This window comes from Commensalibacter intestini A911 (genome assembly GCF_000231445.1).
Lineage (GTDB): Bacteria > Pseudomonadota > Alphaproteobacteria > Acetobacterales > Acetobacteraceae > Commensalibacter > Commensalibacter intestini.
Genome location: NZ_AGFR01000002.1, coordinates 1 through 12,514 on the forward strand (window position 1 = coordinate 1; position 12,514 = coordinate 12,514).

General features: G+C 34.6%; 14 protein-coding genes and 1 pseudogene. 8 read left to right on the forward strand and 7 right to left on the reverse strand.

Features of this window, described 5'->3' with window-relative positions; all coding sequences use genetic code 11:
- The 6 genes and pseudogenes from CIN_RS00310 to cbiE all read right to left on the reverse strand — a co-directional run.
- Nucleotides 1-302 (reverse strand): annotated as a pseudogene (locus CIN_RS00310) (GH39 family glycosyl hydrolase); the annotation flags it as partial.
- A gap of 426 nt (nucleotides 303-728) precedes the next feature.
- Nucleotides 729-2,969, reverse strand: coding sequence for a GH39 family glycosyl hydrolase (locus CIN_RS11770; protein ID WP_008853051.1), 2,241 nt, complete (start codon nucleotides 2,967-2,969; stop codon nucleotides 729-731).
- A gap of 271 nt (nucleotides 2,970-3,240) precedes the next feature.
- A complete protein-coding gene (gene cobM, locus CIN_RS00320) occupies nucleotides 3,241-3,996 on the reverse strand; it encodes a precorrin-4 C(11)-methyltransferase (RefSeq protein WP_008853052.1) in 756 nt (251 codons plus the stop codon).
- Nucleotides 3,993-4,421 (reverse strand): cobalamin biosynthesis protein, encoded by a 429-nt coding sequence (locus CIN_RS00325; RefSeq protein ID WP_008853053.1) that lies wholly within the window; start codon nucleotides 4,419-4,421, stop codon nucleotides 3,993-3,995. Before CIN_RS00325 ends, cobM begins: the two co-directional genes overlap by 4 nt.
- A gap of 16 nt (nucleotides 4,422-4,437) precedes the next feature.
- Nucleotides 4,438-4,758: a hypothetical protein gene (locus CIN_RS00330; protein WP_040363625.1), complete on the reverse strand. Its 321-nt coding sequence runs from the start codon at nucleotides 4,756-4,758 to the stop codon at nucleotides 4,438-4,440.
- Nucleotides 4,706-5,923, reverse strand: coding sequence for a precorrin-6y C5,15-methyltransferase (decarboxylating) subunit CbiE (cbiE, locus tag CIN_RS00335; protein ID WP_008853054.1), 1,218 nt, complete (start codon nucleotides 5,921-5,923; stop codon nucleotides 4,706-4,708). Before cbiE ends, CIN_RS00330 begins: the two co-directional genes overlap by 53 nt.
- Nucleotides 5,924-6,392: 469 nt before the next feature.
- Between cbiE and CIN_RS12125 the strand changes: the two genes are divergently transcribed.
- The 5 genes from CIN_RS12125 to CIN_RS00350 all read left to right on the forward strand — a co-directional run bounded on the left by CIN_RS12125 (nucleotide 6,393) and on the right by CIN_RS00350 (nucleotide 9,209).
- On the forward strand, nucleotides 6,393-6,518 hold the full coding sequence (locus CIN_RS12125; RefSeq protein ID WP_008853055.1) for a hypothetical protein: 126 nt from the start codon (nucleotides 6,393-6,395) through the stop codon (nucleotides 6,516-6,518).
- 91 nt (nucleotides 6,519-6,609) lie between these two features.
- Nucleotides 6,610-6,927 (forward strand): hypothetical protein, encoded by a 318-nt coding sequence (locus CIN_RS11255; RefSeq protein WP_050798292.1) that lies wholly within the window; start codon nucleotides 6,610-6,612, stop codon nucleotides 6,925-6,927.
- A 17-nt stretch (nucleotides 6,928-6,944) separates the two neighbouring features.
- A complete protein-coding gene (locus tag CIN_RS11870; protein ID WP_170314015.1) occupies nucleotides 6,945-7,115 on the forward strand; it encodes a hypothetical protein in 171 nt (56 codons plus the stop codon).
- A gap of 157 nt (nucleotides 7,116-7,272) precedes the next feature.
- The gene (locus tag CIN_RS00345) at nucleotides 7,273-8,382 is read left to right on the forward strand and encodes a lipase (protein WP_008853058.1); all 1,110 of its coding nucleotides are present in this window, start codon (nucleotides 7,273-7,275) and stop codon (nucleotides 8,380-8,382) included.
- Between the two features lie 80 nt (nucleotides 8,383-8,462).
- The gene (locus tag CIN_RS00350) at nucleotides 8,463-9,209 is read left to right on the forward strand and encodes a cobalt-precorrin-6A reductase (protein WP_008853059.1); all 747 of its coding nucleotides are present in this window, start codon (nucleotides 8,463-8,465) and stop codon (nucleotides 9,207-9,209) included.
- A 112-nt stretch (nucleotides 9,210-9,321) separates the two neighbouring features.
- On the opposite strand, the gene CIN_RS00355 is transcribed toward CIN_RS00350, so the two are convergent.
- On the reverse strand, nucleotides 9,322-9,993 hold the full coding sequence (locus CIN_RS00355) for a nucleoside/nucleotide kinase family protein (RefSeq protein ID WP_008853060.1): 672 nt from the start codon (nucleotides 9,991-9,993) through the stop codon (nucleotides 9,322-9,324).
- A gap of 500 nt (nucleotides 9,994-10,493) precedes the next feature.
- Here CIN_RS00355 and CIN_RS00360 point away from each other — a divergent pair, with 500 nt between their 5' ends.
- From CIN_RS00360 to CIN_RS00370, 3 genes are all read left to right on the forward strand, one after another.
- On the forward strand, nucleotides 10,494-11,090 hold the full coding sequence (locus tag CIN_RS00360) for a phage neck terminator protein (protein ID WP_040363626.1): 597 nt from the start codon (nucleotides 10,494-10,496) through the stop codon (nucleotides 11,088-11,090).
- Nucleotides 11,091-11,095: 5 nt separating this feature from the next.
- A complete protein-coding gene (locus CIN_RS11265) occupies nucleotides 11,096-11,947 on the forward strand; it encodes a glycoside hydrolase family 19 protein (protein ID WP_008853062.1) in 852 nt (283 codons plus the stop codon).
- A gap of 77 nt (nucleotides 11,948-12,024) precedes the next feature.
- Nucleotides 12,025-12,514 (forward strand): tetratricopeptide repeat protein (locus CIN_RS00370; RefSeq protein ID WP_040363627.1); only part of this gene is annotated, 490 nt, incomplete at its 3' end.

Below are 12,514 nucleotides of genomic sequence, written 5' to 3' on the forward strand. Positions count from 1 at the left end.
TTTCCCAGGTCAGCGATAAAAGTCTTTGCTTTTTCTTGAGAAGCTGCAGGAACATTTGGAATTAATTGATCTTGGTTGGTTGAACGATTGGCAACGAACCCATCGTCAACGTCGGCAATACCAAAACAGTCATGTAAACGAATATCTTTGATACCCATTTGGTTAAATTGATCTTGTAGGTCAGGAAAACCTGGCGCAATAGAAATGGGGATACCATTAGCTCCGTTGACTGGTTTTAATACACCACTGTTCCCAGCGGAAGTGTTTCTCGACCCTTTTGTAATATTAATTGAATATACCATTGTAATTCTCTTTATAAAAATTTTTTGTTAAACTATAAAATTGTTTTTTATTAAATTATAAATAATATTTTTTTTAAAGATTCATATTCATATTTATATTTATTATTATATCATTATTATTTTTTAATATGTAAATATTTTTTATAAAATAAATTTAATTATATAAGTAATTTTACTTATATTTGTTGCGTACTATAAATATAGAATAACGTTTTTTAGATATTTAGTTGGTGATTATATGAAAATCTCAAATTATTTTAAAGTTTTTTGATGTAAATATTATACAATATACTGTCGAATGCTTGTTGATTCAATTGATCAATAATGGTGCCAAGGTTTATTTAAGATGTTTGCATTTAAATCATTATTTTAACAATGAAGTCGATATTTTTAAATATCGACTTCAGGTAAATAAAATATTGTTAATTAAGTAATGCGATTAATGGTATAAGTTAAGTTGACGGTTCCAGATCCGCTTGGTGTTGCAGTGAAATATACTGGGCCTTTCAAGCTTGAATTATTTAATATGCCTGAAATATAAGGAGTAATAACTCCTCCAGCAATGTCGTAAGTGCGTGATCCCGTTGAGCAAATACCTTGTGCAGGATTAAATACAACATTACCAGGGCATGTATACATTGCTACATTCTCTGTGATTGATCTGATGATATATTGTTTATTTGCAATAAAAGAATAGTTTGATGGTAATATTTCGTACAATGCCACTCTACGATTTGCAGGGATACTGACAGTATATGTTCTCATACCACCAGTATTACCACCAGTATTACCACCAGTATTACCACCAGTATTACCACCAGTATTACCACCAGTATTACCGCCAGTATTACCACCAGTATTACCGCCAGTATTACCGCCAGTTCCAGGGTTTGTAGTATTACCATTAGCTGTAGTTGTAAATTCAATGCTATATAAGGTAACGGTTGATAATGTAGCCCCAGTATCTGTAATACTTAGAGTTCCATTTGACATATATGCTGAAATAGAAGAAGTGACCTCTTCTGGTGTCATGCGATCCAGACGTCCACCTTCTTTAATACGATAAGCAGTAATAATATATCCTTTATAGGTGCTTGCAATATTGCTGATTTGGAAACCTGCACCTGTATTACTTTGTGTATAGTTTCTTGGTTTGGCGTATAAACGTCCATATTGAGGAGGGTTGGGTACATCAGGATATTGAGTGACACTGTTATTGTAGGTAAGCGTATTAGGATCCTTACCTCCAAACCATTCATTTTTACTCCAATCATCATTTAACTGATTGGTCGTTCTATTTGAATCTAAATAGTGCTGTTTGTAAGCAACTGTTGGAGGTGTTTCCGAATATGTAAAACTGAGGTCAACGTTATAATTTGCTGCAAGAATATTCATTTTATTACCAGCTGCATTTTCAGTAGCTAGTGTTGTTAATCCAGTCGTAAATTGGTTGCTTTGAGTTAAAATATATGGGGTTTCATTAAGTAATTTGGAAAATAGACCAAAACTTTGTGCTGCATAACTACAAAATGATTTATATGCAGTATTATTTGGTTGAGGATTATTATTAAATAATCCGAATGAAGAAGCATCTGCACGATAATAATGCGCTCTATCCGTTTTACAATACTGCATAAGCATTAACATTGACGAAATATAAGCTGCATTTTTTGCTGATTGAACTCTTGAATACGTATAAGCTGAACCAAAAGGTGTAGAGTTCCATTCTGAACAGATACTTTCAAGATTACCATAACCATATTTGGTTAATGTCGTTTGAATGGAGTTACCAATATCTAATATGTTTTGTGGATCAGCTGTAAGGTTGCCGTAATAATGCCAAGAAAGGAAATCAATTGGCGTGCTTGTCGTACGACAATAATTTAATAATCCATCAAGATAAACGCCACCTGGGTTATAAGATGTTGCAACGCCAGCTCCGCCTACTTTTGCAGATGGATCAATGGATTTGATTACTCGTGCAATTTTAGAGTAAAATGTGTAATAATTACTTGCAACATTATTGTTCCAGAAAATCGTTAAATCAGGTTCATTCCAAATTTCCCAATAAGTTACTTTTCTTGGAAGGCCAATTGATTGATAATCAATTGCATAGCGTCTAACAATATTGCCAACAAGGGTGGCATAAATATCGAAATTTGCAGGCATTTCCCAGCCACCATCGAGTGTGCGGCCAATACGGAAAAATACTTCTCGTTGGATATTGTTTGGATTAACAGAAGCATCATTATCTAAAATTCGTTTAAGGTAACTATCAGTTGGTTCAAAATTTGCATTTTGAGAAGCAATTGTTAGGTTATTAGCGGCCATTCCTTGTGCAGCATAAGGGTAAATTGTTCTTTTATTCGCAAGGTCAGCGATAAAAGTCTTTGCTTTAGCTTGAGAAGCTGCAGGAACATTTGGCATTAATTGATTTTGATTTGTTGAACGATTGGCAACGAACCCATCGTCGACATCGGCAACACCAAAGCAATCATGCAAACGAATATCTTTGATACCCATTTGGTTAAATTGATCTTGTAGATCGGGAAAACCAGGTGCAATAGAAATGGGTATTCCATTTACCCCATTGACTGGCTTTAATACCCCACTGGCACCAGCAGAAATATTTCTCGACCCTTTTGTAATATTAATTGAATATACCATTGTAATTCTCTATATAAAATTGTTTTTTTGTTAAAAGTAAATAATAAAATATCTATATAAAATATCTATATAAAATATTTATATTTATGATTATATCATTATTATTTTGATAATACAAATATGTATTATTTTATATTTGTTAAATTATATATAATAAAAGTTTATATTTTATTATGTAAAGAATTACATTGTATTTGTACAAGCCAATAGAGCAGTCTATTTAGGTATTAGACTGCTGATTCGGTATTATGATTAGGTAAAAATTAATATTTTAAATAGTTTTAAACCGTCTTTGATATTCTATATTATATAACGCACTTTCGGTGGCTTGATGTTCATGCAGAGCAGGGCCAATCATAATTAAGGCAGTGCGTTCAACAGGTTGTTGGTTAAATTGGTCAATAATAGTGCCCAGTGTTCCTTTTAAGATTTGTTCATTACTCCAAGTCACTCTGGCTGCGATCACAACAGGGCAATTAACTCCATAAAATGGAGTAAGGCGTTCAACGATTTCATCTAAACGATGAATGGCAAGATGTAAAAGGAGTGTGCTACCTGTTTGTGCAAAAGCCTCTAACTTCTCGTTTTGTGGCATAGTAGAAGCACGTCCTGAAATGCGGGTTAGGACAACTGATTGCGCGATTTCTGGAACGGTGAGCTCTTTTTCTATGAGGGCTGCGGCAGCGGCAAAAGCAGGTACCCCAGGTGTTAAGGTATAAGGAATATTATGCTTTTTTAAACGTCGAATTTGTTCAGAAACAGCACTGTAAACAGAGAGATCTCCAGAGTGAAGACGCGCAATATCTTGTCCTGCTTGGTGAGCCTTGAGATATTCAGCTTCGATTTGATCGAGGTTTAAAGGGGCGGTATCAATTAGAATCGCATTGGATGGACAAAAATCGAGCATTTCTTTGGGAACGATAGAGCCCGCATATAAACAAATCGGACATTCAGATAGGATTTTATGGCCCCGCAAGGTTAATAAATCCACAGCACCAGGGCCAGCACCAATAAAATGAACGGTCATAAAGGGTCTCCTTTGATTGCTATGGAAAAACTGATCTTGTTATAAATCATTTTAGGGATCAGTAAACGTCCATTTTTATTAATTAACGCTAAAGCACAAGCTTCTGCTACAGCGCCAAGGCCTGTATGATGATAAGAAAGCTTTGAAAATTGACTGCATTTAGGTTGTAAAGCAAGTAGTATTTCTTGAGCAATAAAGTGAATGGGGAACGTTGATAAAGAAATTAAATCAATAACATTCTGATCCTGTTGTTTAAATGCAGGAAGAGCAATATCTGTTACATGATATTGGTGTTCTTGCAAAATTGTTTCCAACGTTTGAATGAGCTCCAATGCGGATGTGTGTTTTGAACAGCCTATACCAACAATGACAGGTTGTAAGATGGTAGAAGAAGTGTTTTTGTTGTCAGAAGGAATATTACACATTTTTCTTTAAGATGAATTATTGTTTAGTCATTGTTGTTTCTGCTTCTAGTATAAATATTTTAGGTTCAAACTTGCCATTTTGATAAGAGCCAATTGGTTCTTGTGATCCTTGAATGTGTATAGGTGTCCATATAGAAACGTTATAAATTATTTGGTTATTAGAAGATTTTCTAAATATTTTTTTTATGTAGTTTGGAGAGGCTTCTTTTTGAATAATCGTTGTTTCATGAGCAGGAAGTAAGGTTAATTTTTTAAGTAAGTCAGGGTAATCATGTTTTACTCGTTTAAGGTTTCTGAACAACGTATTGAGTAATAGCTCGGGTAGGTTTGAAACCATGATATTTTCCTAGAGCTTCATAATGTTCAACGGAGAGCCTTGTTATTTGTCCGCCCCACTCTTGTTGGGCTTTGAATAATAATCTATCTCCCTCAGTGGTAACAGAATTAATGACTAATCTTCCCAATGGACGTAATGTGTTCCACACTGTTTCTAACAAAGTGGGCGACGTTAATCCTCCGCCGATAAAAATCGCATCAGGACGAGGTAAATTCTGTAAAGCTTCAGGGGCTTTGCCTTCGATGATTTGTAATGCAGGCACTCCAAGACGAATGGCATTTTCTTTGGCTCGATGCGCACGATCGGTTCTGGGTTCAATTGCGATGGCTTTACAAGTTGGGTGAGTTAACATCCATTCAATCGCAATAGAGCCTGAGCCTGTGCCAATATCCCATAATAAAGCCCCAGGATAAGGTTGTAATGTAGATAAGCTACAGGAACGAATGGTTTGTTTGGTTAATTGCCCATCATTTTCAAACCAATGATCTTCTCGTCCATGTGTAAAGGGTAGTGGCGTAAAGTGATCTAGCTCTACAGCAATAATATTTAAAGGGTGAATATCGTTGGGAAAATAATCATTTTGAGTAAAATGACGCATATGTTCATTGGGGCCACCTAACGCTTCTAAAATATAAAAATCTTTATAAGTGATTTGCCATTTTTTAAATTTTTCTCTCACCAGATGAGGTGTTTGTTCATTTGCTGATAAAATGAATAATCGTCGATAAGGGGTAAGGGCAGGACGTAATGTTTCAAGAGGGCGACCACATAAAGAAACTGTCTGGATATGCTGACCATGCCAGCCAAGTTTGTTACAAGCTAATGTATAAGACGAAATCGCAGGAAAACTTTCCCATTCATCACGTTGTAAAGAGTGTGTAGCTAAGGGACCAATACCATACCAAAAAGGATCTCCAGAAGCTAAAATTACAACAGGATTTGGTTTGTGTTGTAAAAACTTTTCTAAAGAAAGATGAATGGGGCTTGCCCAGACTTCTTTTTGTCCTTGAATAAGAGGGTTTGCAAGGTCTAGGTGGCGTTTCCCGCCTATTATAATGCTGGCTTGTTGTATCCGTTTTTGAGCGATAGGTGATATTGTGTCAATACCATTTTCGTTAATGCCAATCAGGGATAAAAATAATTTTACACTAGAATTATTGTACATATATAACGATCGCCATTTATGATTGTAGGGTATTAGTAAAAATATTTGTTTCTTTGGATGTATAAATATTTTTTACTTACTTATATAGTTTAAGGAGTAAGTAAACTATGTTTAAACTAAAAAGTAAACTTTTGTCTTTTGGTAAAAAAATTCCAGTATAATTGACGATATCGATGAAAAATTAGATAATGTTGACAATATGTTAAATACTAATATAAAAAATACAATTAGTTATATTGCATCAATACCGAATGCTTATATCAATCATACGACCCGAACTGATTTATCTATTTTAAATAATAATTATATGATTACGGCTCTAATTCATCAGGACTTTAATAATATACCAACGATGTCAGAATTTTTGAGTATTGCTCATAACAGTTATGTATTTAGTGCTATATCTGATGGAATAGATCCATTTTTAGTTAATGGAAAATAGCTTTCTATTCAAGATACCTTTACTGGAATGTCAGCTAAAGTATGGGTGATATCTGGAAAACAAGTTGTTATTGCTTATCAATGTAAGGCAGGTGGCGATAGTATTGTTTTGAATTCTTTATTGGTTTCAGAGCAAGTAGTTAAGAGATGTTAAAATTTGTAATCAACAAGTTTCTGATGCACAAAAAGCAGCAGTAAAATTTGCTTAATATGCGGTGCATGCAGCAGAGCAACAGGGTTACAATATGGATAATATTTTTATTACAGGTCACTCTTTGGGTAGCTCGGTGGTATCTTATGTTGGTCAGCAAACAGGTCTAGCGGGTGTGGCTTTTGAATCAACAGGTATTCCCTCTTCTTTTACGGCTAAAGGAACAGGTGATAATTTTGTAAACGTAGTTAACTATGGTGATCCTTGGGCTGAGTATGCATCTGATACAGCTGGAAATTCTGCTATAGTTCAAGCTTTACCTGCAGGAGCAAGTGGAGATTTTAATCATTACGGAAAAGTAGTAACTGTTGGTGATAAAGCAGTACAGAAAGCGTTTTTGCCAGTATGTTAAGAGTTTTTTCAGATTTTATGAAATATCATAATGTCGGCACTCAAGCAGCGAATATGGGAATAGAACTGTCTCAACATTCATATACATTAGATACGATCTATACACAGCATGGTCCTGTTATCCCGATGGGTAATGATAGCTTGCTCCAAGTGATGGATCGTAGTGTTTCTCTAGTTGCAAAATGTTAATTTAAATTATAGTAAAACTTACTATTAATTATCATAAAAACATAGTAAGGCTTCGGCTTTATATTATTTTTTATAATTAATAATCTTGAATTGTTGTTGTTGTGAAATAATATAAAGCTGTATAGATATAAATGTTAGTTTAAGGAGCCAAGGTTTTATGAGTCTTTTTGTTAAAAAATTATGGTCACATGCACGTAGTGCTGTTACTAATGTTATTGATGATATCAATAAATTTGAGAATGTTACTGGTATAAACAATTTATTAAGTTTTACAATGTCAATACCAGATAATTTGATTAATCATACAACTAGAACAGATTTATCTGTTTTGAATAATAACTACACAATTACAGCACCGACAAATCAAGATATTAATCATACGCCAACAGCTTCTGAATTTTTAAATGCAGCCAACACGGAATATGCTATTACTGGAACGCCAGATGGAATGAAACCGTTTTTAGTTAATGGTAAGCAGCTGGCCATACAAGATGTAGCTTCAGGAATGGCAGCAAAAGTATGGGTAACCAGTGAAAATCAAATCGTTATTGCATATCAAGGTACAACAGGAGGGGATAATTTATTATTAAATCCTTTGATGACTGTTTCACAAATTGCAAGTGACGTTCAAGTTTGGAATCAATCAGTATCTCAAGGGCAAAAAACGGCCCTAAAATTTGCACAATATGCTGTACACCAAGCAGAAGCACAAGGATATACGACCAATAATATCTTTGTAACGGGTCATTCTTTGGGGGGCATTGAAGCATCTTATGTTGCTCAACAAACAGGTCTTGGAGGGGTTGCCTTTGAATCAACAGGTATTCCATCTTCTTCAACAGCCCATAATGGTGATAACTTTGTAAGTATTGTGACAAATGGTGATCCTGTCGGCGAATATGCTTCTGATACTGCAAAAGGGAATGCTTTTGTGACGTCGATGACACCAGGAGCAAATAATGAATTTAATCATTATGGTACAGTGGTTACTGTTGGAGATTCTGCAGATAGTGCATCAATGTTAAATAAAATATCAGATTGGAATAAAAGTTCTCTTAAAAATGTTATTGATATTGCTAGTATAATACCAGATATGGTGAAGTATCATTTGTCAGGTACCCAAGCTGCAGATATGAATATTACGCTTTCTCCGCATTCATTGACTGCTGATATGATTGTGACACAACATGGACCAGTTGTATCAATGGGTAATGATTCTATTTCTCAGTTAATGACCCATGCATTACCTGTTGCAAAAGTAGGTTAGTTTTATATATTGTTTTTACCTTGTTATTTTTATAGTAAGGTAAAAATATTCTTTATGTTACTTATGTCTTAATAGGTCAAATGCAAAAAAAGATTTTAATATTAGGGGGAACAACAGAAGCTTCTACCTTGATTAAATCCTGTGTAAATCAAGATAGTTTGACCTTTATATTATCATTAGCAGGAGTTACTAAAAATCCTGTTTTACCACCAAATGCTTTCACCAGAATAGGTGGATTTGGTGGAGTGATTAAAATGGCTGAGTGGATTGCTGAAAATCAAATTAATAAAGTTATTGACGCGACGCATCCATTTGCGCAGCAAATTACAAGAAATGCATATCAAGCAACACAGATTGCGAAAGTTCCCTATTTAAGATTAGAGCGTCCAGCGTGGCAAAGAGAAAAAGAAGACCTTTGGCAGGAGGTGACAACGGTTCAAGAAGCGGTGGTTGCCTTAGGAAGTAAGCCATTACGTGCTTTTGTCACTATTGGCCGGAAGGAGCTATTAGTTTTTAAAGAATGTTCTATTCTACATGAATATTGGATACGTAGTGTAGATCGACCAGAAGAGATGTATATTCCTCAGAATGCAAAATTGATCCAAGCAAAAGGTCCTTTTAGTGAAGAGGATGAAATAGCATTTTTAAAACAGAATCAGATTGAGTGTATTGTTAGTAAAAATTCTGGTGGACAAACTGTTTATGCGAAGATTAGTGCTGCTAGGAAATTGCGAATTCCTGTTATTATGATTCAAAGACCAATCATAAAATCCGCGCCTTGTGTGCCCAAATGGGAGGAAGCGTATCAATGGATTTTGAAGGGTTAATTTTCTTTATTTCTATTCATGGGTAATTAAATAAAATTACAACTTTTATCATGTAATTATTTCTATATTTTCTGTAATGATAGAAAATATAGAAATAAAAGGTCTTATAATATTATTTGGATTTTGGTGGATTGCTCCATTTAATCACGACATCTGCATCTTGGCTATGTTGTTCAATTAAACGTGCATTAGGTTCATCGGTTTTTTCAACCCAAGCTTTTGCATCCTCTAAAGAACGACCAAAGAAGCAATGTCGATCAATGAGGCGTTGTTGGCGTTCATTGGTAGGGACGTTTACGAACCAATTTTCATCAAAGAGCGGAATAGTATTTTGCCATCCACCTTGAGAGAGTAAGAGGTAATTACCTTCTGTGATGATTAATGGAGTATGACTAAAAACAGGTAAAGATCCGGCAATAGGCTCATCGATTGTGCGATAAAATTCAGGTGCATAAATGATTTCACCTTCTTGTTGATGTTTGAGGCGTTTGATTAGAGATTGATATCCCCAAACATCGAATGTATCAGGGGCTCCCTTGCGCCCTTTGCGTCCAAGACGTTCTAGCTCTTTGTTGGAGAGATGATATCCATCCATAGGAACCACGACGGAGATATCAGATAAGGCTTCGTGTAATAATCTTGCTACGGTTGATTTTCCAGAACCAGGAGCACCAGCAATCGCTATGATAGAACGCTTTTTTGTAAGTGCTAATGCTCTTGCACGCTCGATATATTCTTGTGCTAAGACAAGCCCTGTTATGGGGCTTTCACTGATATTTCTCATCTTTTTTCTCTCTTTAAATACACTGTAGATTATAGAATAATATAAATTTAAAAAAGGGAAAGGTTATTCTTTAATGTTCTTAAAAGAACATTTTATAAATATTTATACTCAAAGTATAATAGGTGTTGTATCATGGTGGAAAGTAACCACGTTATTATTAGAGAGTAAAGAAGTGGCACTGTATGACCTTCTACATGAACTCAAATATAGGAATGTAATTGAATAAGCAGATAGAGACAATGCACGTTTAAAAGGGATGGCTTTTAAAGTGATGGATGCTGGAAAAGAGTCATTATGACTGATAGTTATTGAAACTTTTGAACCATTATGCGATTATATTACTAGATTAATATTTTTATATAAATATTACGTGAAACGACCTTATGACAGGTCGTTTTTTCATATCTATTTCTTACAAAAACCAAATCACACCTAAATCCAGACGCAATTATTGCGTCTTTTTTTATGTCTTAACACATCATCTCAAAAGGAAAATAACAATGACAACCAAGAAAACGCCTGCTCAAGTAACAGCTCAAGCACCTAAAGATAAAGAGTTCCCAAAGCTTAAAACACTAAGTTACAAAGAAATGTATAATTTAGTTGGTAAATTTTTAGAAAAAGCCATTCCAATTAAAGGCGCAACATTAACAATTCTTAAAGGGCTTAGGAATAGAACGTCAATGCCAAAAGCACCTTATGTGCTGATGAATATTATTGATGAAAATCGCTTATCCAGCAGTGAAACGCGTTATACAGATAAACATAAAATCTTATGGTCCAGGTCGCAAGTAACAATAATGATGATGTTTGTTGGAAATGAGAATATTCCAGCATTACAAATGGCGAAAGCATTTACGGTAAGATTTGATGATGCGTGGGCCAGTGAGCAATTTGAACAATATGGGGAACCTTTTTACCCACTGTACAGTGACGAAGTGAAAATCGAGAGTTCCTTTGTCAATGCAGAGGAACAATACGAAGATGCCTGTTCTGTAGATGTTTATTTTGAATATCATCCAGAGTTTGGCATTTGTGAGCATAGTGCAAAAGAGCTTGTTATGAATGTTATAGAAACTAATGTAGAGGGTAAGTAAGAGAAATGCCTAATTTACCTGTACAATCATGGCAAAATGGAGGAAGTAAAAACAAAGGATCTGCTTGTGACGCAACCAGAATGGGGATTTATCCTTCCATTATTACGATTCAAATGTTGGATGTCGTTAATCCAAGTGGAAGAGGTAACATCAATAAAAAGGCTGTACTTTATCTCAATAAATATGCCAATTGTTTTAAAATGACAAATCACAGAGAAATTGCTCATTTTTTATCTCAAATAGCTGCTGAAAGCAGATTTCACGCTGTTGCTGAGCATGCTGATTATACTTTAGAGCAAGCAAGAGGTGCTTGGTTAAAAAGAACACATCAATATTTATATGACACAGATTGGGTGAATAGAGTTTGTAGTAAAACTAGAGATAAAATAAATAAAATAACACATAAAAAGGAAAAAGTTCGAGTATGTGATGGAAGGCTCTTACTCAATAAAGTATATGCAAACGTCAACGGAAATAAAGGTGGAGAGGATGGCTATACCTATCGTGGTAGAGGATTGATACAAGTTACAGGGAGAAAAATTTATCAAGCTGTAACGAATGCCTATAAAAAACGTTTTGGTAATGTTGATTTTGTCAAAGATCCTGATTTATTGTCTGATGACAATCATTATGATTATGCTACAGCCTCAGCATTCCTTTATTGGAGAGATGTTCAACACGTCCAATCTGTGGCCTCTGCGGAAAACTCTGCTGTTTCAGATGTAACAAAACAGGTAAATAATGGGTGTAATGGTTATCGTGAGCGCGTCAAAGCTTTTAAAAGAATAGCTGAATATTTAAATCTTGAAATTCCCAATGAAAGGCAGATATTCTGTTGGACACACACTAAAGAATAAATAGAATATGATTTAATATTTATGATATTTTTGTTATGCAATGTTTTATGAATAGATAAAGATCATCGAGGGAAACAATGGATTATAAAATAATAAAAAAATATATTTTACTACTCAGTATTTTCTTTATTTTTTGTAATCAAAAGACATTTGCTGATGACACAAAAGATAAACATTACATAAAATCACTAATAGAAAAAGCGTATCAAGGAGATGCCAAGAGTCAAAATATTCTTGCACTTTCATATCAATATGGAGGAAGCGTTCCTAAAGATTATAAAAAAGCGGCATATTGGTTTACTAAAGCTGCGAATCAAGGAGATGCGGATAGTCAAAATAATCTTGCATTTTTATATCTAGATGGTGAAGGTGTTTCTAAAGATTATGTGAAAGCAGCAGAATGGTTTACCAAAGCTGCAAATCAAGGTGATCCTAATGGTCAAAATGACCTTGCATTTGCATATCTAGATGGTGAAGGAGTTCCTAAAGATTATATGAAAGCAGCAGAATGGTTTACCAAAGCTGCTGAGCAAGGTGTTGACACCTCTCAATATCAATTAGGGGAAA

Coding starts and splice junctions, on each gene's coding strand:
- CIN_RS00355 (WP_008853060.1), bottom strand. CDS start 9,993: ATGAGAAATATCAGTGAAAGCCCCATAACAGGGCTTGTCTTAGCACAA.
- cbiE (WP_008853054.1), bottom strand. CDS start 5,923: ATGTACAATAATTCTAGTGTAAAATTATTTTTATCCCTGATTGGCATT.
- CIN_RS12125 (WP_008853055.1), top strand. CDS start 6,393: ATGTCAGCTAAAGTATGGGTGATATCTGGAAAACAAGTTGTTATTGCT.
- CIN_RS11255 (WP_050798292.1), top strand. CDS start 6,610: ATGGATAATATTTTTATTACAGGTCACTCTTTGGGTAGCTCGGTGGTA.
- CIN_RS00330 (WP_040363625.1), bottom strand. CDS start 4,758: ATGGTTTCAAACCTACCCGAGCTATTACTCAATACGTTGTTCAGAAAC.
- CIN_RS11265 (WP_008853062.1), top strand. CDS start 11,096: ATGCCTAATTTACCTGTACAATCATGGCAAAATGGAGGAAGTAAAAAC.
- CIN_RS11770 (WP_008853051.1), bottom strand. CDS start 2,969: ATGGTATATTCAATTAATATTACAAAAGGGTCGAGAAATATTTCTGCT.
- CIN_RS00345 (WP_008853058.1), top strand. CDS start 7,273: ATGAGTCTTTTTGTTAAAAAATTATGGTCACATGCACGTAGTGCTGTT.
- CIN_RS00360 (WP_040363626.1), top strand. CDS start 10,494: ATGACAACCAAGAAAACGCCTGCTCAAGTAACAGCTCAAGCACCTAAA.
- CIN_RS00325 (WP_008853053.1), bottom strand. CDS start 4,421: ATGTGTAATATTCCTTCTGACAACAAAAACACTTCTTCTACCATCTTA.
- CIN_RS00350 (WP_008853059.1), top strand. CDS start 8,463: ATGCAAAAAAAGATTTTAATATTAGGGGGAACAACAGAAGCTTCTACC.
- cobM (WP_008853052.1), bottom strand. CDS start 3,996: ATGACCGTTCATTTTATTGGTGCTGGCCCTGGTGCTGTGGATTTATTA.
- CIN_RS11870 (WP_170314015.1), top strand. CDS start 6,945: ATGAAATATCATAATGTCGGCACTCAAGCAGCGAATATGGGAATAGAA.